The 23,290-nt window shown below is 60.7% G+C and carries 23 protein-coding genes and 1 tRNA gene; 6 read left to right on the top strand and 18 right to left on the bottom strand.

What is annotated here, in order from left to right; genetic code table 11:
• Nucleotides 1-15: 15 nt before the first annotated feature.
• From HX866_RS32400 to HX866_RS32380, 5 genes are all read right to left on the bottom strand, one after another.
• Nucleotides 16-417, bottom strand: coding sequence for an ExbD/TolR family protein (locus HX866_RS32400; protein ID WP_177091152.1), 402 nt, complete (start codon nucleotides 415-417; stop codon nucleotides 16-18).
• A gap of 1 nt (nucleotide 418) precedes the next feature.
• Nucleotides 419-1,144, bottom strand: coding sequence for a MotA/TolQ/ExbB proton channel family protein (locus HX866_RS32395; protein WP_177091154.1), 726 nt, complete (start codon nucleotides 1,142-1,144; stop codon nucleotides 419-421).
• A gap of 43 nt (nucleotides 1,145-1,187) precedes the next feature.
• On the bottom strand, nucleotides 1,188-2,009 hold the full coding sequence (locus HX866_RS32390; RefSeq protein ID WP_177141140.1) for an energy transducer TonB: 822 nt from the start codon (nucleotides 2,007-2,009) through the stop codon (nucleotides 1,188-1,190).
• A gap of 203 nt (nucleotides 2,010-2,212) precedes the next feature.
• Nucleotides 2,213-2,413 carry a hypothetical protein gene (locus HX866_RS32385; protein ID WP_177091158.1) on the bottom strand — a complete coding sequence of 67 codons (201 nt, stop codon included), beginning with the start codon at nucleotides 2,411-2,413 and terminating at the stop codon, nucleotides 2,213-2,215.
• Nucleotides 2,414-2,497: 84 nt separating this feature from the next.
• Nucleotides 2,498-2,821, bottom strand: coding sequence for a hypothetical protein (locus tag HX866_RS32380; protein ID WP_100942627.1), 324 nt, complete (start codon nucleotides 2,819-2,821; stop codon nucleotides 2,498-2,500).
• Between the two features lie 404 nt (nucleotides 2,822-3,225).
• Between HX866_RS32380 and HX866_RS32375 the strand changes: the two genes are divergently transcribed.
• On the top strand, nucleotides 3,226-4,146 hold the full coding sequence (locus HX866_RS32375) for a LysR family transcriptional regulator (RefSeq protein ID WP_177141139.1): 921 nt from the start codon (nucleotides 3,226-3,228) through the stop codon (nucleotides 4,144-4,146).
• Between the two features lie 63 nt (nucleotides 4,147-4,209).
• On the opposite strand, the gene HX866_RS32370 is transcribed toward HX866_RS32375, so the two are convergent.
• On the bottom strand, nucleotides 4,210-5,283 hold the full coding sequence (locus HX866_RS32370) for a fatty acid desaturase (protein WP_177141138.1): 1,074 nt from the start codon (nucleotides 5,281-5,283) through the stop codon (nucleotides 4,210-4,212).
• Between the two features lie 96 nt (nucleotides 5,284-5,379).
• Between HX866_RS32370 and HX866_RS32365 the strand changes: the two genes are divergently transcribed.
• The gene (locus HX866_RS32365; RefSeq protein WP_177091176.1) at nucleotides 5,380-6,384 is read left to right on the top strand and encodes an AraC family transcriptional regulator; all 1,005 of its coding nucleotides are present in this window, start codon (nucleotides 5,380-5,382) and stop codon (nucleotides 6,382-6,384) included.
• Nucleotides 6,385-6,391: 7 nt separating this feature from the next.
• On the opposite strand, the gene HX866_RS32360 is transcribed toward HX866_RS32365, so the two are convergent.
• Nucleotides 6,392-7,078, bottom strand: coding sequence for a Crp/Fnr family transcriptional regulator (locus HX866_RS32360; RefSeq protein ID WP_177091178.1), 687 nt, complete (start codon nucleotides 7,076-7,078; stop codon nucleotides 6,392-6,394).
• Between the two features lie 86 nt (nucleotides 7,079-7,164).
• On the opposite strand from HX866_RS32360, the gene HX866_RS32355 reads away from it, so the two are divergent.
• Complete coding sequence (locus tag HX866_RS32355; RefSeq protein ID WP_177141137.1) at nucleotides 7,165-7,689, top strand: Mpo1 family 2-hydroxy fatty acid dioxygenase; 525 nt, start codon at nucleotides 7,165-7,167, stop codon at nucleotides 7,687-7,689.
• Nucleotides 7,690-7,824: 135 nt separating this feature from the next.
• Here the strand turns inward: HX866_RS32355 and HX866_RS32350 are convergent, their stop codons facing one another.
• The 6 genes from HX866_RS32350 to dibA form a co-directional block, all read right to left on the bottom strand.
• Complete coding sequence (locus HX866_RS32350; RefSeq protein WP_177091182.1) at nucleotides 7,825-8,814, bottom strand: sulfate/molybdate ABC transporter ATP-binding protein; 990 nt, start codon at nucleotides 8,812-8,814, stop codon at nucleotides 7,825-7,827.
• 3 nt (nucleotides 8,815-8,817) lie between these two features.
• Nucleotides 8,818-9,690, bottom strand: coding sequence for a sulfate ABC transporter permease subunit CysW (cysW, locus tag HX866_RS32345; protein WP_177091185.1), 873 nt, complete (start codon nucleotides 9,688-9,690; stop codon nucleotides 8,818-8,820).
• 12 nt (nucleotides 9,691-9,702) lie between these two features.
• Nucleotides 9,703-10,521 (bottom strand): sulfate ABC transporter permease subunit CysT, encoded by an 819-nt coding sequence (cysT, locus tag HX866_RS32340; RefSeq protein ID WP_177099451.1) that lies wholly within the window; start codon nucleotides 10,519-10,521, stop codon nucleotides 9,703-9,705.
• A 70-nt stretch (nucleotides 10,522-10,591) separates the two neighbouring features.
• A complete protein-coding gene (locus tag HX866_RS32335) occupies nucleotides 10,592-11,602 on the bottom strand; it encodes a sulfate ABC transporter substrate-binding protein (RefSeq protein ID WP_177126510.1) in 1,011 nt (336 codons plus the stop codon).
• A 157-nt stretch (nucleotides 11,603-11,759) separates the two neighbouring features.
• Nucleotides 11,760-11,942 carry a sulfur starvation response protein OscA gene (gene oscA / locus HX866_RS32330; RefSeq protein ID WP_045181150.1) on the bottom strand — a complete coding sequence of 61 codons (183 nt, stop codon included), beginning with the start codon at nucleotides 11,940-11,942 and terminating at the stop codon, nucleotides 11,760-11,762.
• A 138-nt stretch (nucleotides 11,943-12,080) separates the two neighbouring features.
• Nucleotides 12,081-14,000 (bottom strand): phosphodiesterase DibA, encoded by a 1,920-nt coding sequence (dibA, locus tag HX866_RS32325; protein ID WP_177141136.1) that lies wholly within the window; start codon nucleotides 13,998-14,000, stop codon nucleotides 12,081-12,083.
• Between the two features lie 167 nt (nucleotides 14,001-14,167).
• Between dibA and desA the strand changes: the two genes are divergently transcribed.
• Together desA and HX866_RS32315 are read left to right on the top strand one after the other, a co-directional pair.
• Nucleotides 14,168-15,352 (top strand): delta-9 fatty acid desaturase DesA, encoded by a 1,185-nt coding sequence (gene desA, locus HX866_RS32320; protein ID WP_177091193.1) that lies wholly within the window; start codon nucleotides 14,168-14,170, stop codon nucleotides 15,350-15,352.
• A gap of 147 nt (nucleotides 15,353-15,499) precedes the next feature.
• Nucleotides 15,500-16,489, top strand: coding sequence for a GGDEF domain-containing protein (locus tag HX866_RS32315; RefSeq protein ID WP_177141135.1), 990 nt, complete (start codon nucleotides 15,500-15,502; stop codon nucleotides 16,487-16,489).
• A gap of 25 nt (nucleotides 16,490-16,514) precedes the next feature.
• On the opposite strand, the gene HX866_RS32310 is transcribed toward HX866_RS32315, so the two are convergent.
• From HX866_RS32310 to HX866_RS32295, 4 genes are all read right to left on the bottom strand, one after another.
• Nucleotides 16,515-17,726, bottom strand: a complete 1,212-nt coding sequence (locus tag HX866_RS32310) for an HDOD domain-containing protein (RefSeq protein WP_177141134.1) — start codon at nucleotides 17,724-17,726, stop codon at nucleotides 16,515-16,517.
• A 132-nt stretch (nucleotides 17,727-17,858) separates the two neighbouring features.
• Nucleotides 17,859-19,139 (bottom strand): 4-aminobutyrate--2-oxoglutarate transaminase, encoded by a 1,281-nt coding sequence (gene gabT / locus HX866_RS32305; RefSeq protein ID WP_177141133.1) that lies wholly within the window; start codon nucleotides 19,137-19,139, stop codon nucleotides 17,859-17,861.
• 173 nt (nucleotides 19,140-19,312) lie between these two features.
• Nucleotides 19,313-20,755 carry an NADP-dependent succinate-semialdehyde dehydrogenase gene (gabD, locus tag HX866_RS32300; protein ID WP_177091198.1) on the bottom strand — a complete coding sequence of 481 codons (1,443 nt, stop codon included), beginning with the start codon at nucleotides 20,753-20,755 and terminating at the stop codon, nucleotides 19,313-19,315.
• A 322-nt stretch (nucleotides 20,756-21,077) separates the two neighbouring features.
• Nucleotides 21,078-21,392 carry a RebB family R body protein gene (locus tag HX866_RS32295; protein WP_177091199.1) on the bottom strand — a complete coding sequence of 105 codons (315 nt, stop codon included), beginning with the start codon at nucleotides 21,390-21,392 and terminating at the stop codon, nucleotides 21,078-21,080.
• Between the two features lie 253 nt (nucleotides 21,393-21,645).
• Between HX866_RS32295 and HX866_RS32290 the strand changes: the two genes are divergently transcribed.
• Nucleotides 21,646-21,722, top strand: a tRNA-Arg gene (locus HX866_RS32290).
• A gap of 900 nt (nucleotides 21,723-22,622) precedes the next feature.
• Here the strand turns inward: HX866_RS32290 and HX866_RS32285 are convergent.
• A complete protein-coding gene (locus HX866_RS32285; protein WP_256345050.1) occupies nucleotides 22,623-23,180 on the bottom strand; it encodes a PBECR2 nuclease fold domain-containing protein in 558 nt (185 codons plus the stop codon).
• Nucleotides 23,181-23,290: the final 110 nt, after the last annotated feature.

The raw sequence follows: 23,290 nt of genomic DNA, 5'->3' as shown, positions 1-23,290 counted from the left end.
GAAGATCTGTTGCGTTCAGCGGGCGGTAATCACCGACAGCTTGGTAATCCCGGCACGTTCGATGGACGCCATGGCCCGCGCCACTTCGCCATAGTTCACGCCGTTGTCGGCCTGCAATTGCACCCGCAGATCGGGGTCCTTGGCCTTGGCCGCCTGGAGGTTGAACTCCAGCAGCTCGGGTTTGATTTCGTCCTTGTTGAGGAACAGCTTGCCGGTGCCGTCGATACTCACCACCAGCGGGTCCTTCTGTTCCACCGGCGCCACGGCTTCGGTCTTCGGCAGGCTGATCGGAATGGCGTTGGTCAACAGCGGTGCGGTGACGATAAACACCACCAGCAGCACCAGCATCACGTCCACCAGCGGCGTGACGTTGATCTCGCTCAATACCTCATCGCTGTCCTGGGTCGAGAAGGCCATATCAGGACGCCTCCTTCACTTTCTGCGCGCCGCTCTGGACGGCGGTTTTATTCGCCGTCGGGTGGATCAGTAGGCGGAACGAATGCTTCTGCGCCAGGCTGTAGAAGTCATGGGCGAAGTCATCGAGGTCGGCGGCGGTGAGTTTCAGGCGACGCAGGAAGTAGTTGTAAACCAGCACCGCCGGCACCGCGACGGCGATCCCGACGCCCGTCGCCACCAGCGCGGCACCAATCGGTCCGGCAACGGTTTCCAGGCTCGCGGAACCGGCGGCGCTGATGCCTTTCAAGGCTTCCATGATCCCCCACACGGTCCCGAACAGGCCGATGAACGGCGAGGTGCTGCCGATGCTGGCGACCACCGCCAGGCCGGTTTCCAGGGAGCGCCGTTCACGCACGATCTGCTGACGCAGGGCGCGCTCCAGGCGGTCCTGGTGATTGATTGCCTGACTCAGGTCAGCCGCATGCGGCGCATCGCCGACCTGGATCGCCGCATAACCGGCCTGGGCCACGCGAGCGGCGGCGCCGGGTTGGGTTTCGCTGAGCTCGGCGGCCGAGTCGAGGCTCGAAGCTGCCCAGAACTGCTTGTGAAACTTGCGATCCTGCGCCTTGAGGCGGCCGAACTGCACGCCCTTGAGCAAGGCCAGGCCCCAGGTGGCGACGGAGAAGACCACCAGCAGCCAGATCACCGCGCCTTCGATGGATTGGAGTGGAGATGCCAGTAACGTCATGATGTGTTCCCTCTGTGGAAGCGTTTAGCCCGTTGGGTGCTGATCAGTGGATCTTGAAGTCGATGGGTACGCTGACCCAGCCGACCTGGGCGACATCGCCCTGCTTGGCCGGGACAAAGCTCCAACGCTTGACCGCTGCCAACGCGGCGTCGTCGAGTTGCTGGCGACCACTGGTTTTCTGAATCTGAATCTCGCCCGGTTTGCCGCTGGCCAGGACCTGCACCCGCAGCAAGACCGTACCTTCCCAACCGCGCCGCTGGGCCAGTTGCGGGTATTCCGGCGCCGGGTTTTTCAGGTACCCGGCGCTGGCCGAAGCCGGGATTACCGGTGCCGGCGAAGGCGCTGCCGGTGGCGCGGCCGGAGCCGGAGCCGCCGGTTTTGGCGGTGCGGGCGGTTGCTCGACCGGCTTGGGCGCAGGTTTCGGCTCAGGCTTGGGAACCGGCTTGGGCTTGGATTTTGGCACCGGCTTGGGCGGCGGCGGTTTGACCGCCAACTCGTCCACCACCGGTGGTGGCGGCTCGACCACTTGTGGAGGAGGAGGTGGCGGTGAGGGCGGCGGCGGTTCAACCACGGGCGGTGCCGGCTGGGAAAATTCGATGGTCATCGGCGGAATTTCCGGCGGCACCACCGGCAGCACCGGTGTCTCTTTCTGGCTCAGCCAATAGATCACCGTGCCATGCAGCACCAGCGCGAATACACCGAGCAAAATGGCCTCGCGCCGACTGAGGATGCCCTTGGGTACTTTCTGCAGACGCAACTGCCCCAACGGCGCACGATGGGGCCGGCCGAGGTCGACCAACTCACCACCCGGTGCTGGGCGCCTGCGCACCTCATGTGCACTGGCTGCGGTTTGGACATTGCCCATTGAATAACTCCTGCGGTCTTCAGCAAAAAATCGTCGAGGCGCGCTTGGCGGCGTCGAGGTGCGGATGATCCATGGAGCTTACTTAGGTCTTAAAGTAATCTTTAAAGTTATACATAGAACAAAAACGAATATTTAATTTAGCTGATCCGCTCAAGACCGCGTGTTTCAAGGGCTCCAGCCAATCGCCATAAACACCATGCTTTTCAGGCATTGAAAATATTCGCTGAAGGCATCGCTTCTATGCCCGCCCCGTCCCAGCGAGTGACAGGTTTCGAGCACACGGCAGCAGTCGCCACATCGACAACAGGGCGGATGACAAAGAAACGAGAAGAAGGATCGGGATGTAAGAAAGAGGGAAGATCAAACAACAAAAGTGCAAATTTAATAATTAACGGAAACGACAAAACATACCGCCAGTACTTCGAGCGGATGAGCGAAACACTTCACTCACCCGTGCGTTGGCCTGGCAGTATATTGTGGGGCGTTTATTACTGTTTGACGAACTCGCCACCCAGACCGACCACTTGGCCGTCAAAGGTACTGCGCGAGCCGCTGGCTCTCAGTCGCCCGTAATTGTGGTCGGGGGAGAAGGCCGCGAAGGTGACATAGCCGTGACCATCATTGTAGCCAGTGAAGGCGATGATCGTGGGCTGGCCGGTGCTGTTCTGGAAGTGGTAGTGCCCAGTGACGTTGTAGTTCACACCGGCCTGGGTGATCTGCCCGCTGAAGGAGCCGTTCGAGTCGTTACCGTCGGTCACGACCAGTTTGGCGTCAGAGTTGGCGTTTACATAAGTTCCATTGATGCTCGACATGATGCGTTCTCCTTATGTCGTTAATACACTCTTCCCATGAAGGTGAGCTTCTCCTGAAACTCACGACTCCCAGCATGGTTGGACTTGTAATATCTGTCCAACTCAACACCCGGTTATTTCTCAATCGATTGGCTATATGGACCATGGCCATTCTGAATAACTTACTTGAAGAACGGTTTTCTTATATCCAACTTGCCTGGGCATCGGTTCAGAAGTCATAACGCCCGGTGACCCCGAGGGGTCCGTGGCGCACCGAGCAATCCTTGCAATGCTCTATACATATTCAATTTAGGTCTAAAAATAAAACATATGCTTCATTGACGGAATAAAAGCTTGCATTTAAAACCTCAGACCTCGCTCGTCGTAAATGCCTTCACGCTATTTTTCGGATGCAAGGAAAGCCTATGGATCTTCGCCAACTGCGCTACTTTATCGCCCTCAACGAGCACCGCAGTTTTGTCCGCGCAGCGGACGCCATGGGTATCACCCAACCGGCCTTCAGCCGCAGTATTCAGGGACTGGAACAGGAATTCGGCTGCGTGCTGGTGGACCGTGGCAACAAGGATTTGCGCCCGACACCGGAAGGCCAGGTGGTGCTGCAACATGCCTTGACCCTGGTCCAGGGCGCGGCATTGCTGAGCGCCGAAGTGACCCAGATGACCAAGCTCGATGCCGGCGAGCTGCGCTTCGGTTGCGGCCCGGTGCCGGCGGTGAAACTGGTACCGGAAGCGGTGGCGCGGTTTATCAATGCCCACCCGAAAGTGCGCACCCAATTCCATGTGGATAACTGGGAAAAACTCAGTCGTAGCCTGAGTCGCGAGGAGATCGAATTTTTTATCGCCGACATCCGCCATTTCGAGGCCGATCCGAACTTTCAAACCCAGGCGCTGACGCCCAAGCGCGGGGTATTTTTCTGCCGGCCAGGGCATCCGTTGCTGGCCAAGGAAAGCCTGTCGACCAACGATATGTTCGACTATCCGCTGGCGACCACGCTGATTCCGCCGGGCATCCGCAAGCTGCTGGCGAACCTCAGCGGGCGCACGGATTTTTCACCGACTATCGAGACCGAGCATTTTCCGGCACTGGTGAAGATCGTCCGCCAGTCCAACGCGATTGGCATCGGCACCCAGGAGGCGTTCGTCGATGACGTGGAACAGGGTTCGCTGGTGCTGCTGCACTGGCGCAACCTGCCACAGAACATCGAGAGCATGAACGCCCGCTGCGGGATCGTCAGCCGCACCGGGTTCCGGCTGTCACCGGCGGCGCGGGCGATGATCGAGACGTTGGTGGCGGTGGATAGCCAGGAGGACAGGGTCGCGGTCTAGAGCCTCTGCTCCCGCAGGGACCGTGTTCGGCCTTGATAAACCCGCTCACCACCGCATTACCCCTCAGCCTTGTGCCGGACTGACCGCTTGCGGGCTCTGGCGCTCTGCCCGGACAAACCGGTTGGCCCGTCCGAACGTCCCGAAATCATTGAAGCGCACGCCCATCTCGGCCATCACTTTGTGCGCCACCGACGCGGTCATCTGGCGAATGTAGAACGGTTCCTTGACCACGAAATGATGAATCCCGTGGGTGCTGCCAAAGTTGAAGCAGAACGCCTGCAACGGCCACAGCCACCAGGGATTGAGCACCTGGGTCTGCTGGATCACGTTGCCGGCCTCGAGATCGCCGTAGTAGTGCATGTTCGAGCTGACGAAATGCAGGCAAAAGGTCCGCAGCACGTTAGGCCCGATGATCACCACCGCCGCGATATCGATCACCCGCATCACCGCCAGGGTATGGCTCGACCAGTCGATGGAGGTGCCCAGCAGGCCGGCGATCCCGTTGGCCCCATGAAACCCGAGAAATACGTACCACGCGCCCCAGTGCAGCAGCGCCAGCGGCGCATAGACCCGCAGCGTGCGCTTGAGGATGGTGAATTTGTGGGTCCAGGTCTTGGCCCGCAGCATGCGGATCAGTGAAGACATCACGTTGTCACCGACCATCAGCAAGCGGGCGATCCCCCAAGGCTCGCCGTTGGTAATGGCGCGCTCTTCCATATCCGCCTCGGTGCCGGAAACCTTGTGATGATTGAGGTGCAGATGGCGACGAATCCACGGGTTGATGGTGCTCGGTCGCGCCAGCCAGACCAACGCCAGCATCAGGTTGTGGGGCACCCGTTGTTTGCGGAAATACATGCTGTGGATCAGGTCGTGTTCCAGTTCATGGGTCAACGAGGCAAAAAAAGCATTCAGTAACAAACAGGCCCACCCCGCCATATATCCGCCGACATACAGGGCCGCCGAACCGATCATCCCGGCCAGGGCAAACGCCAGGATGCCCGCGCCCAGGGCGTCCTGATGCTTCAGGATTGGGTAGCGCCGGCGCAACTCGACGCCCCGGGACATGACTTTTTCGCGAATATAGGCTGATCGTTGTTGATCATTCATACGCTCGGGACTTGCGCAAACACCGTCCATGATTCCATCCTCTGGTTATTGATGTTCGTATCCTGCGCCGTTGCAGCATCAGAGGTCGTAGCCGCGAACGCCAACCCGTTGACCGGATACGCCAACATGCCCGAACCGACCTCACTCTCCAGCTGGACCCGCGCCCTGCGCAAGCAACTCGACGCCCTGGGCCTCGACAGCGCCGCCCTGTGCCGCGAAGCCGGGCTCGACCCGCAATTGATGGACGACCCCAACGCCCGCTACCCGCTGTCGGCCACCACGCGCCTGTGGGAGTTGGCCGTGGCCAGCAGCGGCGACCCGGCCATCGGCTTGCGGGTCTCGCGGTTTGTCAGCCCGACCACCTTCCATGCCCTTGGCTACGCACTGGTGGCCAGCGGCAGCCTGCGCGAGGTGTTCGAACGGATCGTGCGTTATCACCAGGTGGTCAGCGATGCGCTGGGGCTGGAATTCAGCCGCGAGGGAGAACGCTACCGTTTTCGCCTGCAAGTGCCGAAGGACGGCCCGGCACCGGCCCCCGAAGCCATCGATGCCTTCGTTTCGATTTATGTGCGCACCTGCCGCAACCGCCTGGGCCGCGATTACGCGCCGCTGGCGGTGCATCTGCGACGCCCGGCGCCGGCCGATCCGACGCCCTGGCACACGGTGTTCCGCGCCCCGGTGTTCTTCGCCGCCGAAGAGGATCGGTTGGAGTTCGCCTGCAGCGATTTCGACAGTCACCTGGACGATGCCAACCCGGAACTGGCCCAGCACAACGAGACCGTGCTCAACCGTACCCTGGCGCAATTGAAGCCGCTGACCTGGGAACGTCGCGTGCGCGAAGCCATCGAGGCCCAGTTGCCGGAAGGCGAGCCATCGGCGGAGCGCATCGCCCAGACCCTGCACCTGAGCCTGCGCAGCCTGCAACGGCACCTGGCCGATGAGGGTGCGCGCTACGACACCTTGCTCAATGAATGCCGGGAGAACCTGGCGCTGCTGCACCTGCGTGACCCGCAGTGTTCGCTGAGCGAGGTCAGCTATCTGCTGGGGTTTGCCGATACCAGCAGCTTCAGCCGGGCGTTCAAGCGCTGGACCGGGATGACACCAGGGCAGTTTCGCGACGGGCTGCGCTGACGACGGTTCAAGCGCTGGCCGTCGCCCGCAGGCCTTCCAGGTCGAGGATCTCGATCCCGCCATAGCTGGTGCGCAGGATGCCCTGTTGCTGGAAATCCTGGAGGATCTGGTTGATGGTCTGGCGCGACAGCGACAACATCGCCGCCAACTGCTCCTGGGACACCTCGATCAATTGCCGCGAACGGTTCAGTTCGCCGTAGCCCTCGGCAATCAATAACAGCCGATGCGCCACACGCGCCGGTGCCGACATCAGGCTCAACTGCTCCAGGCCGATAAAGGTCAGGCGCAGTTTCTGGCTCATCAACAGGGCAAACTGTCGCCAGTATTCCGGGTGTTCATCGAGCAGCTTGAGCAAAACGTCCTGGGGCACCTGCAACAGAATGGTGTGCCCCACGGCATAAGCATCGTGGGTCCGCGGCAAACCATCGAACAGGGAAATCTCGCCGAACCAGTAAGGCAGCTCGATCACCCCGAGCAAGGCTTCCTTGCCCTTCTCGCTGACGGCACCGACCCTGACCGACCCTTCCAGCACGGCGTACAGTCCGCAGGGCGGATCGCCGCGCTGGAACAGGCGCTGGCCGGGCGTCAGGCGCCGGCCCTTGGCGGCGGCGAGCAGGCTATCCTGCAAATCAGCGGGCAGATGGTTGAACCAGTGTCCGGTCAGCAGGCGCGAGCGCCAGGCAGATACATCCATGAGAACTCCGAGACAATTGTCGTGTAGCTGACAGAGTGAAAGTTTCAGGCAGGGCATGATCCCATCACCCTACAGGAGGAATAACAATGAAAAACCTCGTCGAGCACCTCAGTCAATACGCGGACTATCACCGTGACCCGCGCAATATCGCCAGCCACTTCATCGGCATTCCCCTGATCGTAGTCGCCGTGGCGGTGTTGCTGTCGCGGCCGCAATGGCCGCTGGCCGGGCTCGAAGTCAGTCCCGCGGTGCTGTTGGCGATGGTTTCGGCGGTGTTTTATCTGCGCCTGGAACTGGCTCTTGGACTGCTGATGAGCGTGCTGCTCTGCCTATCCGTTTGGGTGGGCCAAATCCTCGCGGTGCAGAGCACCCTGGTGTGGTTGGCGAGCGGAATCGGCCTGTTCGTGATCGGTTGGGCGATCCAGTTCGTCGGGCATTACTACGAAGGGCGCAAACCGGCATTTGTCGATGATCTCAGCGGGCTGATCATCGGGCCGTTGTTCGTGGTGGCGGAGCTGATGTTTTTGCTGGGGCTGCGCCAGGACTTGAAACGAGACATCGAGGAGCGTTCAGGCCCGATCACCTTGCGCAGCAAGAATATCTCGGTCTGAAACGGCGGGCACCGGGGCGCTGACAGCGCGCGCCCCTCGCTTAAGCTCACGGATCAGCACATCGGCGGCCTGAAATGACAGCGCAGCGGTGGTCGGGTACGAGCCATCGACAGGTCAATGGCTCGTATTCGCGGCTCAGAGGGCGGCCAGTTTCTGCCAGACCTTGGGCTTGAAGAACAAGGTTTCACCGCGCGTCAGGCCGATCAGGCTGTCGTGGTCCTTCACCACTTCGGCTTCGATCAATTCACTCTGGCCTTCGACCTTCAGGGTCACCCGGGTCGTCGCGCCTAACGGACGGATATCGCGGACCTCGGCCGCATGGTGGTCTTCCAGCTCATGGCGCGACAACGACACTTCATGGGGCCGGAACAACACGTGGTTGTCTTCGCCCAACTGCAGGCGGTTGGAGTCCCCGAGGAAGTGGTAGACGAAATCGCTGGCAGGGCTTTCATAGACCTCGCCCGGTGAGCCGATCTGCTCGATCACACCCTTGTTCATCACCACGATACGGTCGGCGACTTCCATCGCTTCTTCCTGGTCGTGGGTCACGAACACCGAGGTCAGGTTGATGTCTTCGTGCAGCCGCGCCAGCCAGCGCCGCAGTTCCTTGCGGACCTTGGCATCCAGCGCGCCGAAAGGCTCATCGAGCAGCAGCACCTTGGGCTCCACCGCCAGGGCCCGGGCCAGGGCGATACGCTGGCGCTGACCGCCGGACAACTGCTCCGGATAACGGTCGGACAGCCAGTCGAGCTGCACCATGTTCAGCAGCTCATGGACCTTGGTCGCGATCTGGCTTTCATTCGGACGCTGGTTCTTCGGTTTCATGCGCAGGCCGAAAGCGACGTTGTCGAACACCGTCATATGGCGGAACAGCGCGTAGTGCTGGAACACGAAACCGACGTTGCGATCACGCACATCGTGGCCGGAGACGTCTTCGCCGTGGAACACGATGCTGCCGTCATCCGGGGTTTCCAACCCGGCGATGATCCGCAGCAGGGTGGTCTTGCCGCAGCCGGACGGGCCGAGCAAAGCCACCAGCTCGCCGCTGTGGATATCCAGGTTGATGCTGTTCAGGGCCTTGAAGGCGTTGAAGTTCTTGCTGACATTACGGACTTCGATCGACATGACTTATTCCTCCGCCGCAGCGGTGCGCAGGCGGTTAATACGGTTCTCGCTCCACTGCTTGAGCAGCAGGATGAAGAGCGCCAGGATCAGCAACAGGCTCGCCACGGCGAACGCGGCCACGTGGTTGTATTCGTTGTAGAGGATCTCGACGTGCAGCGGCAAGGTGTTGGTCACCCCGCGAATGTGCCCGGAAACCACCGACACCGCACCGAACTCGCCCATGGCCCGCGCGGTGCAGAGCACCACGCCATAAATCAGGCCCCACTTGATGTTCGGCACGGTGACATGCCAGAACATCTGCCAGCCGTTGGCGCCCAACAGGCGCGCGGCCTCTTCTTCCTGGGTGCCCTGCTCCTGCATCAGCGGGATCAGCTCACGGGCGACGAACGGCACGGTGACGAAGATGGTAGCCAGGACGATGCCCGGCAAGGCGAAGACGATCTGGATGTCATGGTCCGCCAGCCACGGGCCAAAAAAGCCCTGGGCGCCGAACATCAACACGTAGACCAGACCGGCAATCACCGGCGAGACCGAGAACGGCAGGTCGATCAGGGTGACCAGCATGCTCTTGCCACGGAACGAGTACTTGCTCACGCACCAGGCGGCGCTGACCCCGAACACCAGGTTGAGCGGCACCGAGATCAGCACGGCGATCACCGTGAGTTTCAGGGCCGACAGGGCATCCGGTTCGAAGATCGCGGTGAAGAATGCACCCAGGCCGTTCTTCAAGCCCTGGGACACCACGATAAACAACGGCAGCAGTAAAAAGACTGCAAAGACCAGCCAGCACAGGCCGATCAAAACCCGTCGCGAGGTGGCGCTGCCACGGCGGGCGGCGTTGGCCGAGGAAGCGGCGCTAATGGACGATTGGGACATGTTCGCGCCTCCTTATGGGGTTTCGATACGCCGCTGCAACAAGTTGATCAGCAGCAACAGGACAAAGGAAACCACCAGCATCATCACGCCGATGGCGGTGGCGCCGGTGTAGTCGTACTGGTCGAGCTTGACCATGATCAGCAGCGGCAGGATCTCGGTCTTCATCGGCATGTTGCCGGCGATGAAGATCACCGAACCGTACTCACCGACCCCACGGGCAAACGCCAGGGCGAAACCGGTCAACCAGGCCGGCAACAGGGCCGGCACGAGGATATGGCGGAACACCTGCAACGGCTTGGCGCCCAGGCAGGCGGCGGCCTCCTCGACTTCCCGGGGGATGTCGGCCAGCACCGGCTGCACGGTACGCACCACGAACGGCAAGGTCACGAAGGTCAGTGCCAGGGTGATGCCCAACGAGGTGTAGGCGATCTTGAAGCCGAGGTCGGCGGCAAACTGCCCCACCAGGCCTGTCGGCGTGTACAGCGCGGTCAGGGCGATACCGGCGACGGCGGTGGGCAGGGCGAACGGCAGGTCGATCATCGCATCGATGATCTTGCGCCCGGGGAAGGTGTAGCGCACCAGCACCCAGGCCAACAGCGTGCCGATGATGCCGTTGATCACCGCCGCACACAGCGCGGTGCCGAAGCTCAGCTTCAGCGCCGCGAGCACGCGAGGGGCGGTGATGATCGCCCAGAACTGATCCCAGGTGAGTTGGGCGGCGTGCACGAACATCGCCGCCAGGGGTATGAGCACAATCAGGCTGAGGTACACCAAGGTGTAGCCCAGCGTCAGCCCGAAGCCGGGTATGACGGGGGAGATACGACGTGACATAAAAGTCCTTGGTTTTGACGCACAAAAGCCCCGAACGACATCCGGGGCTCCGAGCTTGGCTTATTTCAGATTACTGCGCTTGGTAGATCTGGTCGAACACACCACCGTCATTGAAGAATTTCGGTTGCGCCGACTTCCAGCCGCCGAAGTCCTTGTCGATGGTCACCAGGTCCAGTTTGGGGAATTGCTTGGCGTATTTGGCGGCGACCTTCTCGTCACGTGGACGGTAGAAGTTCTTCGCGGCGATCTCCTGACCGGCCGGGCTGTACAGGTGTTTCAGGTAGGACTCGGCGATTTCAAGGTTGCCCTTTTTCTCGGCGTTCTTGTCGACCACGGCCACCGGCGGCTCGGCGAGGATCGACAGGGACGGCACGACGATATCGAACTTGTCGGCGCCGCCGTCTTCCTTCAAGGCCAGGAAAGCTTCGTTTTCCCAGGCCAGCAGCACGTCACCCTGACCGTTGTTGACGAAGGTGATGGTCGAACCGCGAGCGCCGGTGTCGAGGATCGGCACGTGCTTGAACAGCTCTTTCACATAGTCCTGGGCCTTGGCTTCGCTGCCGCCGGCTTTCAGGCCATAGGCCCAGGCGGCGAGAAAGTTCCAGCGTGCACCGCCACTGGTTTTCGGGTTGGGGGTGATCACCGAGACGTCTTTCTTGACCAGGTCGCCCCAGTCCTTGATGCCTTTGGGGTTGCCCTTGCGCACCAGGAACACGATGGTCGAGGTGTAGGGAGTGCTGGCGTCCGGCAGGCGTTTTTGCCAGTCCGCGGGCAGGGTCTTGCCGAGCTTGGCGATTTCGTCGATGTCGCCGGCCAGGGCCAGGGTCACCACGTCGGCGCGCAAACCATCGATCACGGCACGGCCTTGCTTGCCCGAGCCACCATGGGATTGCTGGATCTTCACGTTGTCGCCGGGATGGGCCTGCTTCCAGAAGCTGGTGAATTCGGCGTTGTAGTCCTGGTACAGCTCACGGGTCGGGTCGTAGGACACGTTGAGCAACTCGTAATCCTTGGCAACGGCGGAACCGGCAAACACGGCACTGGCGAGCGCGGCCAGGGCGTAACGGCGAATCGACGACATGGTGAAGCTCCCGAAAATTTTGGTGTGTTGGCTTTTTTCTTATGGCGCTTCAGGCCCGCATCCGGGCTCGAACGCTCTGGTTTTGACTGGGGGTCATGGGATGACGCCCTCTGGCTGACCCGTCGGGCCTCTGCTTGAGCAGAGGAAGACGCGGGGTTCAGCCAGGTTTGGTGCCCGGATTTTGCAGGCGGAATTTTTCTTTGCGTTCGATCTGTACCACTTGCGCGTTGTGGACCGTGATCTCGACGGCGCCGAAACGCAGATCGCGCAAAGCGCTCTGGATCTCACGCAGAATGGTTGCTTCGTCCTGGCCGTCAACGCTACGCAGAGATGCGCTCATGGTCGTGCTCCTGAAATGAGAGTTGCCCCCGCAGTGGAGGCACTGCTTGTGGCGTGAGGGCAATCTTAGACAGGCGAAGTTATTCTTAAAAATACTATTTAAGAATTTTAATATAACCAAATACTCATCATGAGCAATTCAGGGGATGACGGGCGCACACAGCCAATCGAGCTTCTGCGCCGGCATCGGCCGCCCGAACCAGTAGCCCTGCCCCAGGTCGCAGGACTGATCGAGCAGGAAGCGCGCCTGCTCGGCCTGTTCGATGCCCTCGGCCTGGACCTGCATGCCCATGCTTTGCGCCAGGGCGATGACCACCCGGACAATCGCCGCATCGTCTTCGTCCCACGGCAAACCGGCGACGAAACCCTGGTCGATCTTGAGTTTCTGCACCGGCAGCCGCTTGAGCCGCAGCAGCGAGGAATAACCGGTGCCAAAATCGTCGATCGCCAGGCTAACGCCCAACTCGCGCAGACGATGCAGTTGCTCCAGCGCCACCTCCGGGTCATCCATCACCGCGCTTTCGGTGACCTCCAGCTCCAGCAGCGCCGGGTCCAACCCCGTTTCGTCGAGCACCTTCGCCACCTGCTGATACAACTCGCGACGGGCAAACAGGCGGCTGGAGACATTCACCGCGATAAACGACAGCTGCACACCGTCCTGCAACCACTGGCACATCTGCCGGCAGGACTGCTGCATGACCCAGGCATCAATTTCGGCGATCAACCCGGTACGCTCGGCAATCGGAATAAACTCGCCAGGCGACACCAACCCGCGCTGCGGATGCTCCCAGCGCACCAGGGCCTCGACCCCGATCAGCCGGCTAGTGCTCAGTTCATGCACCGGCTGGTAATACACCCGCAGTTCGTTCTGCTCCAGCGCCCGGCGCAACTCACCGGCCATTTCCACCCGGTGCTGGGCGTGGGCGGTCAGTTCTTCGGTGTACAGGGCATAACCTTCACGGCCCGCGTTCTTGGCCTTGAACAAGGCCGAGTCGGCATTGCGCAGCAATTGCTCGGCATTCAGCGCATCGCTGGGGAACAGGCTGATACCGATACTGGCGCTGATAAACAACTGATGCCCGTCGAGCTGGAACGGCTCCTTCAAGCCCTCGATCACCCGCTGCGCCAGGGCTGCGGCCTGCACCACCTGCGGGCAGTTCTCCGCCAGCACGGCGAACTCGTCACCGCCCAGGCGGGCCAGGCTGATGCCGCTGCCGAACAGATGCTGCAGACGCTCACCCACCGCCTTGAGCAATTGGTCGCCAATGTTGTGACCCAGGCTGTCGTTGATGATCTTGAAGTGATCCAGGTCGATCAGCAGCAAGGCGCAGCCGCGCTTGTGCACCTGCGCCGAGGCCAGTGCCTGGGTCGCACGGTCGGTGAACAACAGGCGATTGGGCAGACCGGTCAGGGGATCGTAGTTGGCCAGTTGCGCCAATTCGTGCTGCGAATCCTTGATCGCGCTGATATCGGAAAACACCGCGACATACTGGTTGAGCTGCCCCAAGTCATCGCGGATCGCCCGGATCGTCTGCCATTGCGGGTAGATTTCGCCGCTCTTGCGCCGGTTCCAGATCTCGCCGCTCCACTCGCCGGTGGCGTCCAGCGCCTGATAGACCTTCTGGTAGAAGTCCGCCGAATGCCGGCCGGACTTGAACAGGCTCGGCCGCTCCCCCAACACCTCGGCTTCCTGATAGCCGGTAATGGCGACAAAGGCGCGATTGACGTGGACGATCAAGCCGTCCTTGTCCGTGACCAGTACGCCCTCGCGGGTGCAATCGAACACCGCGGCGGCCTGGCGCAGGCGCTCGCGGTCCTCGGACCGGGGCTTCAAGTCCGGAACGGCCTGGCCGAAACGCTGGTAACGGGCATGAATCAGGAAAATCAGCACGGCGCTGACACTCACCCACAGGTAACCGCGAACGATCTGCCAGTGCCCCAACTGCTCGGGGTCATCGAAAAAGCTGCTCAACAGCTGCTGGCTGAGCTGGATCCAGAGGATCGACAGCAGCAGGTACCACAGGCCTGACTTCAGAGCATTACGATTTGAAATCGACATAAACGGTACTAATTCCCTCTAGAAACGCCAAATTGCCTTACAAATTGGCCGGAATTATAGAGTAAGAAACATCCCGCCACTCTTATCTGAAACAGCGACTGGTTTTCTTTGTGGGCTCGGTGATAATGCACGGGCTGTTCTTTACTTTTTCGAGGGCCATACAGCCTATGTGGTACAACGGTTTTCTTGACCTTTCAGCCTGGCAAGTAGTGGCGGTCACCCTGTTGATGACCCACGTGACCATTGTCGGCGTCACGGTCTATCTGCACCGCTATTCGGCCCACCGCGCCCTGGAGCTCAACGGTGGCCTGAAGCACTTTTTCCGTTTCTGGCTGTGGCTGACCACGGCACAGAATACTCGCGAGTGGACGGCTATCCACCGTAAACATCACGCAAAATGTGAAACCGTCGACGACCCCCACAGTCCGGTGATCCTTGGCCTGTCCACGGTCCTGCGTACCGGTGCCGAATTGTACCGGGCCGAGGCCGGCAATCCCGAGACCCTGCGCATCTACGGCAAGAACTGCCCGGACGACTGGCTCGAGAACAACCTCTACTCGCGCTACAAAATGCTCGGCATCGCCCTCATGGCGGTGATCGACCTGCTGCTGTTCGGCGCCATCGGCATCACCGTCTGGGCCATCCAGATGATGTGGATTCCGTTCTGGGCCGCCGGCGTGATCAACGGCCTGGGCCACGCGATCGGCTATCGCAACTTCGAATGCCGTGATGCCGCCACCAACCTGGTGCCCTGGGGCATCCTGATCGGCGGCGAAGAGCTGCACAACAACCACCACACCTACCCCAACTCGGCCAAACTGTCGGTCAAGCCATGGGAATTCGACCTGGGCTGGGCCTGGATCAAGGTCTTCAGCTTCCTGCGCCTGGCCAAGGTGCAGCGCGTCGCGCCCATCGCCCACCGCGTCGAAGGCAAGGGTCACCTGGACATGGATACGGCCATGGCGATCCTCAACAACCGCTTCCAGATCATGGCCCAGTACCGCAAGCTGGTGATCGCGCCGCTGGTGCAACAGGAACTGGCCAAGGTCGATCATTCGGTCCGCCACCAGTTCCACCGCGCCAAGCGCCTGCTGTCGCGGGAAACCAGCCTGCTCAGCGAAAATCACCAGGTACGCATCGAAACCATGTTGGCCCACAGCCAGGCACTCAAGGTAATTTACGAGAAACGCCTGGCCCTGCAACAGATCTGGGTCAAGACCAGCTCAAATGGTCACGACATGCTGGCCGCGATCAAGGATTGGGTCCACGAAGCCGAAGCCAGCGGTATCCAGTCGTTGCGTGAGTTCGCCGACCAGCTGAAAACCTACTCGTTGCGGCCCTCGGTCGCCTGACACCGTTGATCGGCGCGCCCCATTCCAGGGCGTGCCGAACGGAACTTAGCGGCCCCGGCTCTATCTCAAAAGCACGTCGCCATCCCGGCGGGCTGTAGCGTGGCCGTGCCGCCATAACGGTCGGCACGCCCTGTGAGATGAGTGCCGATGGTCAATAAGAATTCAAAACCGCCTTCCCTCCCACAGTGGCCAAAAGCCGCTGAAACCCTGTTGGCGTTAATGCACGCCCAGGCCGAAGTCGCTCGCCTGGGCGAACGCGAACAACTCTTCAGTTCCCTGCTGGTCAGCGTCAATGCGGTGCTCTGGGCGCTGGATTGGGATGCCCAGCAGATGCTCTACGTCAGCCCCGCCTATGAACGGATTTTTGGTCGCTCGGCCGGCCTGCTGCTGGCCGACTACAACGAATGGCGCAACAGCATCTACCCCGACGATCTCGACTACGCCAAACGCAGCCTGGCCCTGGTCCTGGAAAAGGGTTCGGTGGAAGACCGCGAGTACCGCATCATCAGCGCCGACGGGCAGATCCGCTGGCTCAGCGACAAGTGCTTCATCAGTCGCCACGCCGAGCCGGGGCAACGGGTGATCGTGGTCGGGATTGCCGAGGACATCACCGAAAAGAAAGCCCTGGAGGACGAGCTGCAACGCCTGGCCACCACCGATGTGCTGACCGGCAGCAGCAACCGCCGACACTTCTTCGACAGCGCCCATCGCGCCTTCGAAGAAGCCCGTTTGCAGGATTCGCCCCTGGCCTTCCTGCTGCTGGATATCGATGACTTCAAGCTGATCAACGACACCTACGGTCATCCTGAAGGCGACGTGGTGTTGCAGCGCATCGCCGAAACCGGGCATGGGGCGCTACGGGCTGGCGATCTGTTCGGACGGATTGGCGGTGAAGAATTCGCCGTGCTGTTGCCCGGTTGCGCACCGGAGATGGCCCAGCAGATCGCCGAGCGCTTGCAGCGGGAAATCCAGCGCCTGAGCTTCAGCCACGACGGCAAGGCCTTCGGCGTCACCGTCAGCCAGGGCCTGACCAGCCTGACGCCGGAGGATGAAAGCCTCGACCCGCTGTTCGCCCGGGCGGACAACGCCATGTACCAGGCCAAGCGCCAGGGCAAGAATCAGATCGTGTTGGCCTGACGCCGGTTCCCGGACCCGGAGATCATCAGTTCTTGCGCAAACGCATCAGCTCCGGCAACCCGACCTTCAGCAAACGGGCCGTGCGGCTCTTGGCGAGCTCTTCAACGCCCTCATGGGGCGTCAGCCGCGCCAACTGCGCCGCCAGGCTCATCACCAGGGCCTCACGGGAATAAACCCCGCCACCGAGCTGGTAGACCGCTGCAATCAGCTCCCGCAGCTCCAGCGGCAGACGCCAGCGCGTACGCAGCGCCGAACCGAAGCCGGCGCCAAAGGCATAGAGCGATTCGCCGATCAGTTCATCATCCAGTTCCCCTCCGGCGCTCAACCACTCCTGCAGACACCGCAGCAAGGCCAGGTCGCCCAGGCGATGCAACAGGCCCGCGCAATAACAGCGCTCGTTATCCAGATCGAGCAAGCGCGCCAGGGAGTGACCATATTCAGCCGTGTGCAGCGACAGATTCCAGTAGCGTTCGGCATAGTCGCCCAGAGCGGCATCACTGAGCCGGGCGCTGCGCTTGAGGGTCAGGCCGAGGATCAGGTTCATGCTCTGCGCCGCCCCGAGCCGTTGCAACGCCTGGGCCAGGGTTTGCACCGCACCACCATGATGCTGGGCCGCACTGTTGGACGCCGCGATCAACACGGCGGTGATTTGCGGGTCGGTGCGGATCTCCTGCTCCAGCAGCTTCAGGTCGAGACCCGCGGGATTGAGGCTGCGATTGACCGCCAGTTGCACGTCGGCCATCAACGGTGCACCGTCCGACTCGTTACGCCGACGCTCGAGAAATTTCTCCAGGGTCATGCCGGGTACCAGGGCCGGGATTTCGCAGGAGACTGTCTGACCGGCATCCAGCAACAAATCCTGCAGGCGCTGGGTCAGGCTTTCCATATTCAAGGGTTTGGTCAGGTAGGCCGTCGGTTGCAGCGGCAGGATTTCCCGCACGCTGGCCACGTCGTTACGCGAGCCCACCAGAATGAACGGCAGCGGCGGATTGCGCTTTTTCTGGCGCAGGCCGCGCAGCAGGCTCAAGCCATCGACACCCGGCAGCTCCCAGTCGGCAATCACCAGGTCGAACGCCTGCCCGTTGAGCATCTCGAGCGCCTGATGACCCTCCGCACAGACTTCAAGCCGTGCATCACAGCGTACATTCAACAGCACCTGCTTCAACAGATCCCGTGACCAAGGGTCCTCCTCGGCAATCAACACACGGGGTACAGCGGGTAGATCCACAGCAGTCATCAAGCACTCTCCGAGAGCAATCCTGACACCTTAGTCAATACGCATCGCCAGATACAGCCAAAAGCCACTATTGCGATAACGTGAAACAAAAAAACCCGCCGGAGCGGGTCTTTTTGTCTATCGCGTCACAACTCAGACGAGTTCGGCGAAGCACTCTTCGATGATTGCCAGGCCTTTGTCCAGCTGCTCGTCCGGCGAGGTCAGTGGAACCAGTACGCGCAACACGTTGCCGTAGGTGCCGCAGGACAGCAGGATCAGCCCCTTGTCACGGGCCTTGGCCACCACCTGGGCCACGGCAGCCGCGTTCGGCTTGTGGCTGTCGCCGCCTTCGAACAGCTCGAGCGCGATCATCGCGCCCAGGGCACGCACTTCACCGATCACCGGGTACTTGGCCTGAATCGCTTTCAGACCGGTCACCAGGCGCTCGCCGACCGCTTTGCAGCGATCCAGCAGGTGCTCTTCCTCGAACACTTCCATCACGGCCAGGGCCGCAGCGCAGGCGATCGGGCTACCGGCGTAGGTGCCGCCCAGGCCGCCAGGCGCAATGGCGTCCATGTATTCGGCCTTGCCGCAGACACCGGCCAACGGGAAGCCGCCGGCGATGGATTTGGCGAAGGTGGTCAGGTCGGCGGCAACGCCCATCTGTTCCATGGCGAAGAAGGTACCGGTACGACCGGCGCCCGTCTGCACTTCGTCAGCGATCAGCAGGATGCCGTGCTGGTCGCACAGGGCACGCAGGCGTTTCATGAAGGCTGGAGGCGCGACGTAGAAACCGCCTTCGCCCTGGACCGGCTCGATGATGATCGCGGCGATATCACGTGGCTCGGCATCGTTCTTGAAGACGCGTTCGATGCTGGCGATGGAGTCGTCGATGCTCACACCATGCAGTTCGTTCGGGAACAGCGCGCGGAACACACCGCCGGGCATCAGGCCCATGCCGGCCGAGTAAGGCACGACTTTACCGGTCAGGCCCAGGGTCATCATGGTACGACCGTGGTAGGCGCCGGTGAAGGCGATCACGCCAGCGCGGCCAGTGGCAGCACGGGCGATTTTCACGGCGTTTTCCACCGCTTCCGAACCGGTGGTGACCAGCAGGGTTTTCTTGGCGAAATCACCCGGGACCTTGGCGTTGATTTTTTCGCACAGCTCTACGTAGGGTTCGTAGGCCAGGACCTGGAAGCAGGTGTGGGTCAGCTTGTTCAGCTGGGCGGTCACGGCGGCGATGATTTTCGGGTGCACGTGGCCGGTGTTGAGTACGGCGATACCGCCGGCGAAGTCGATGAACTCGCGACCTTCAACGTCGGTCACGGTGGCGTTCTTCGCCGACTCGGCGAAGATCGGGTGGATCTGGCCAACACCGCGGGGTACAGCGGCTTCGCGGCGTTTCATCAGGGATGCGTTGGTCTTGCTCATGGTGTCCTCATTCACCGCTCATCGGGCGGCGTGGTTCAAGGATGACGCGGCAGGGAGGCACTGCACCAGCATACGATGATCGACTGGCACAGCGTTCCGGCCACATTAAAGTGTCGTTTGAAACGCGACAGGAGCAGCGCTCTCGTGCCCCTCTCGCTGAACCACCTGCCGGGTTAGATACCCAGGCAGAGATATTTGATTTCCAGGTAGTCCTCGATGCCGTACTTGGAGCCTTCACGGCCCAGGCCCGAGGCCTTGATGCCGCCGAACGGCGCGACTTCGTTGGAGATCAGCCCGGTGTTGACCCCGACCATGCCGTATTCCAGGGCTTCGGCCACGCGGAACACACGACCCAGGTCACGGGCGTAGAAGTACGAGGCGAGGCCGAACTCGGTGTCGTTGGACATCGCGATCACTTCGGCTTCGTCCTTGAAGCGGAACAGCGGCGCCAATGGACCGAAGGTTTCTTCCTTGGCCACGGCGGCGTCCTTGGAGACGTTGACCAGGATGGTCGGTTCGAAGAAGTTGCCTTCGATGGACTTGCCGCCAGCCAGCAGGGTCGCGCCTTTGCTCAGGGCATCAGCGATGTGCTCCTGGACCTTGGCCACGGCCTTCTCGTCGATCAAGGGACCGGTGGTGGTGCCTTCTTCCAGGCCGTTGCCGATCTTGAGCTTGGCGACCGCCACTTTCAGTTTCTCGGCGAACGCGTCGTAGACCGAATCCTGGATGTACAAGCGGTTGGCGCAGACGCAGGTCTGGCCGTTGTTGCGGTACTTGGAAATGATCGCGCCTTCGACGGCCTTATCCAGGTCCGCGTCGTCGAACACGATGAACGGAGCGTTGCCGCCCAGTTCCAGGGAGACTTTCTTGATGTCCTTGGCGCATTCGGCCATCAACTGGCGACCGATCTCGGTCGAGCCGGTGAAGGACAGTTTGCGCACGATCGGGTTGCTGGTCAGCTCGCTGCCGATATCGCCGGCGCTACCGGAAACCACGCTGAACACACCTTTCGGGATACCGGCACGTTGGGCCAGTTCCGCCAGGGCGAAGGCCGAGAACGGGGTCTGCGAAGCGGGCTTGAGCACCATGGTGCAACCGGCGGCCAGGGCCGGACCGGCTTTACGGGTGATCATCGCGGCCGGGAAGTTCCACGGGGTGATGGCAGCGGTGACGCCGATCGGCTGCTTCATCACGATCAGGCGCTTGTCCGGCTGGTGGCCCGGAATCACGTCACCGTAGATGCGCTTGGCTTCTTCGGCGAACCATTCGATGAAGGAGGCGGCGTAGACGATTTCGCCCTTGGCTTCGGCCAAAGGTTTGCCTTGTTCGAGGGTCATCAGGCGGGCCAGGTCATCCTGGTTCTCGATGATCAGCTCGTACCAGCGACGCAGTTTGTTCGCACGCTCTTTGGCGGTCAGGGCACGCCAGGCCGGCAGGGCCTTGTCAGCGGCTTCGATGGCACGGCGGGTTTCGGCAGCCCCCATTTTCGGCACGGTACCCAGGATTTCGCCCGTGGCCGGGTTGTTGACCTTGATCGTCTGACCATTGTCCGCATCGACCCAAGCCCCATCAATGAAGGCTTGCTGGCGGAACAACTGGGTGTCTTTGAGCTGCATGTAGGCTTTCCTTAACAGCACCGCGCATGCGCGGAGCGAATTATTAATTGTAGAAAGGCGCCTTGGGGGCTGCCGTCAGGAAATTCATCCACCGGGCCGAAGCACATAAATAGCGCACATGCGATCGATGTGCGGTTCAGCACCCAGACAAGAGCGTTTGAAATCTCAAACGAATCCTAGGATCAATGGGGGTAAAGGACAATAGTCTGTTCGAAAAAAAGAACGAAAATGGCACTTTTGCCGGGTTTTTCTGATCAACGTGAATCCTGGGCCTTCGCGACGTCCCTGGAAATCGCGAAGGCGGGGATGCTGGGGCGGTCGCTCAAGGTTTGAATGAATTCAGCACCGTGAGCAGGCTGGTGAGATTGTCCGAGACACCGGCCTGGGCAATTTTCTCGGTGGCACCCGCAGCGGCGGTGGTATCCACGCTGTAGATTTGCATCACACCCTGATTGGTCGCTGCCTGGGCTTCGGTGTTCTGCTGTTGCTGAGCCGCGACGGCGTTTTCGAACAGGATGCCGGTGGAGTGGGCCATGGTTTGATAAATGCTGCCCAGCGCCTCGGCGGGGGCTTCGCCCAGCACCTTGACGTTGCTCTGGGTCACGGCATCGGTGATTTGATCGTTGACGGTAGCCATACCTTAACTTCCTTTGTCAGTACGAATACGTGCCGGGTTCAGGGGGGAAACCGGGACAGGGCGCCGGATCGGCACGCAAAACCAGCGTTGCCTGAGGGTGATCCTCGATCTGGAGGGCGTCAATGCTTGCCAGACGGACTGCTCGAACCGAGGCGGGCCGGGGGGTTCGTCGACGAAACCCAACGTAGAGAATTTCCTGACAAAACCTGAATGGACGCCCCGAGCCGACATGGGTATGATGTCGCCCGCATAAGCACCAGTAGCTCAGCTGGATAGAGTACTGCCCTCCGAAGGCAGGGGTCGTGGGTTCGAATCCCGCCTGGTGCACCATCTGCAAATAAAAATGCCTCGAATCGTTGATTCGGGGCATTTTTATTTTCGGGCCCGGCCCGACCGAACAGGCCACTCATCAAGCTCTCCTAGCTTTCAGTCAAATAAGCACTTTTCCCCCCTAAATCTACTGGGTTCTAAGGCTTTCCTCGGCGGAGTTGAGCGCCTCAGTCAAATGGCCGGGGCTTACTTTCAAGTCTGTGACGAGTGGTGAACGCCGGCTATCCATCAATCCGCCGCCTCACCACCTCCAGCAAATCCTCCCCCTCCCGAAGCAACAGATACGCGGCACTGGTGAATCGGTAGAGGTCGTTATCTTCGAGGCAGGTGATGCTCACGGACGTGATGCTTTCCAGCAGATCGGTACCCGCCTTGATGCGCTGCTGTGCGCACTCCAACAGCTTTGCCAGGGGGGCGTGGCTGTCGATCAGCAGAACGGGCGATCGGGGAAATTGGTTTGCAGCGAGATGTATTGCGTCATATTACGTAACTCCTGAATTGACGATCCTGCAAGTGAGTAAGCCTGGCAGACTCGAAGGTCTCCCGCGCACAGCCGCCATAAATCGCAATCACCGGTGCCAATAGCACCCACGAAAGAACATGACGCAACTGCGCCTAACTTGATTCCGGATCGCCAAATCCGGTCGCTGCTTTGTACAGCGACTTACCAGTAGTGCCTGGCAGGCTGCAAGGGTTGACGGTACCGTTAGACTGGTCCGATAATGACTACGAGCGCGAAACCAGTTGCCTCCAGCGGCAATAACTGGCGTAGGAACCCCGTTGATGGCTGGACATCAGCGTAGGGTGAGACCTCCACACCCCCGCTTGAGGGTGTGTATATGAATATCAAGCAGATACTTTAGAAGGGCAGTTCGAAAGAGCTGCCCTTTTCTTTGACTGTCAGAAAAGTTCGTAGCGCTTGTACAAAAGCTCACCATGGCGGTGCTTGTTCAGCGACTTCGCATCGGTGTGCATGAAGTTCCAGAGCCTTTTTCCGTCCTGGATGTCAACCACCACCAGCATCTGACGCTTGGCCTCATAGAGGCCGATGAACGCCAGACGGAACGACTGATCGTCGTATTCGACTCTCCATACCTCCAACGGCCCCACCAGCGTGTCGAGGGCAAATCGCACATAGCGTTCTCGCGCTTCGGCTCGTTTCTCAACGATATGGTGAATGTCCCGATGGTAGATTGTGACGACATCCACCGGGGTGTCGATGGTCATAGATCGTATGGCCGGGTCAACAAAACCCAGATTTCGAGCAACAATCTCGATTGCCGAGGCGATGTCGTCACCGGAGCTCACTTCCGCCGGTGGTTTTGCACGCAGTTCGGGGCCGGCACTGCGCAGATCAGGCAAACCCTGCTCCAGCCAGGTTGACTGGCCTTTCTTTTCTTTTATTGGGGGCATTTGACGCTTCCAATCGATGCCCGGCATCTCCAGACAGCGCGTCATTTTATCTGATCGAAAGCCATCTGCTTACGCCTGGAAAAGCCGGATGGTGCTGCTCTGCCAATTCATTTGTATCAGGGGATGAAGTGCTTTGCGGCGCGCTGCTTGGCAAT

It is taken from the genome of Pseudomonas gingeri (genome assembly GCF_013386165.1).
Lineage (GTDB): Bacteria > Pseudomonadota > Gammaproteobacteria > Pseudomonadales > Pseudomonadaceae > Aquipseudomonas > Aquipseudomonas gingeri_C.
This window is presented reverse-complemented; position numbering and strand designations above follow the sequence as displayed.

Excerpts from the sequence above, each read along its gene's own strand:
- HX866_RS32355 (WP_177141137.1), top strand. The coding sequence starts at position 7,165 with ATGAAAAACCTCGTCGAGCACCTCAGTCAATACGCGGACTATCACCGT.
- HX866_RS32395 (WP_177091154.1), bottom strand. The coding sequence starts at position 1,144 with ATGACGTTACTGGCATCTCCACTCCAATCCATCGAAGGCGCGGTGATC.
- HX866_RS32380 (WP_100942627.1), bottom strand. The coding sequence starts at position 2,821 with ATGTCGAGCATCAATGGAACTTATGTAAACGCCAACTCTGACGCCAAA.
- gabT (WP_177141133.1), bottom strand. The coding sequence starts at position 19,139 with ATGAGCAAGACCAACGCATCCCTGATGAAACGCCGCGAAGCCGCTGTA.
- dibA (WP_177141136.1), bottom strand. The coding sequence starts at position 14,000 with ATGTCGATTTCAAATCGTAATGCTCTGAAGTCAGGCCTGTGGTACCTG.
- cysW (WP_177091185.1), bottom strand. The coding sequence starts at position 9,690 with ATGTCCCAATCGTCCATTAGCGCCGCTTCCTCGGCCAACGCCGCCCGC.
- HX866_RS32375 (WP_177141139.1), top strand. The coding sequence starts at position 3,226 with ATGGATCTTCGCCAACTGCGCTACTTTATCGCCCTCAACGAGCACCGC.
- HX866_RS32370 (WP_177141138.1), bottom strand. The coding sequence starts at position 5,283 with ATGGACGGTGTTTGCGCAAGTCCCGAGCGTATGAATGATCAACAACGA.
- desA (WP_177091193.1), top strand. The coding sequence starts at position 14,168 with ATGTGGTACAACGGTTTTCTTGACCTTTCAGCCTGGCAAGTAGTGGCG.
- HX866_RS32285 (WP_256345050.1), bottom strand. The coding sequence starts at position 23,180 with ATGACGCGCTGTCTGGAGATGCCGGGCATCGATTGGAAGCGTCAAATG.
- HX866_RS32400 (WP_177091152.1), bottom strand. The coding sequence starts at position 417 with ATGGCCTTCTCGACCCAGGACAGCGATGAGGTATTGAGCGAGATCAAC.
- oscA (WP_045181150.1), bottom strand. The coding sequence starts at position 11,942 with ATGAGCGCATCTCTGCGTAGCGTTGACGGCCAGGACGAAGCAACCATT.
- HX866_RS32295 (WP_177091199.1), bottom strand. The coding sequence starts at position 21,392 with ATGGCTACCGTCAACGATCAAATCACCGATGCCGTGACCCAGAGCAAC.
- HX866_RS32335 (WP_177126510.1), bottom strand. The coding sequence starts at position 11,602 with ATGTCGTCGATTCGCCGTTACGCCCTGGCCGCGCTCGCCAGTGCCGTG.
- HX866_RS32315 (WP_177141135.1), top strand. The coding sequence starts at position 15,500 with ATGGTCAATAAGAATTCAAAACCGCCTTCCCTCCCACAGTGGCCAAAA.
- HX866_RS32365 (WP_177091176.1), top strand. The coding sequence starts at position 5,380 with ATGCCCGAACCGACCTCACTCTCCAGCTGGACCCGCGCCCTGCGCAAG.
- HX866_RS32360 (WP_177091178.1), bottom strand. The coding sequence starts at position 7,078 with ATGGATGTATCTGCCTGGCGCTCGCGCCTGCTGACCGGACACTGGTTC.
- HX866_RS32350 (WP_177091182.1), bottom strand. The coding sequence starts at position 8,814 with ATGTCGATCGAAGTCCGTAATGTCAGCAAGAACTTCAACGCCTTCAAG.
- HX866_RS32310 (WP_177141134.1), bottom strand. The coding sequence starts at position 17,726 with ATGACTGCTGTGGATCTACCCGCTGTACCCCGTGTGTTGATTGCCGAG.
- gabD (WP_177091198.1), bottom strand. The coding sequence starts at position 20,755 with ATGCAGCTCAAAGACACCCAGTTGTTCCGCCAGCAAGCCTTCATTGAT.
- HX866_RS32390 (WP_177141140.1), bottom strand. The coding sequence starts at position 2,009 with ATGGGCAATGTCCAAACCGCAGCCAGTGCACATGAGGTGCGCAGGCGC.
- cysT (WP_177099451.1), bottom strand. The coding sequence starts at position 10,521 with ATGTCACGTCGTATCTCCCCCGTCATACCCGGCTTCGGGCTGACGCTG.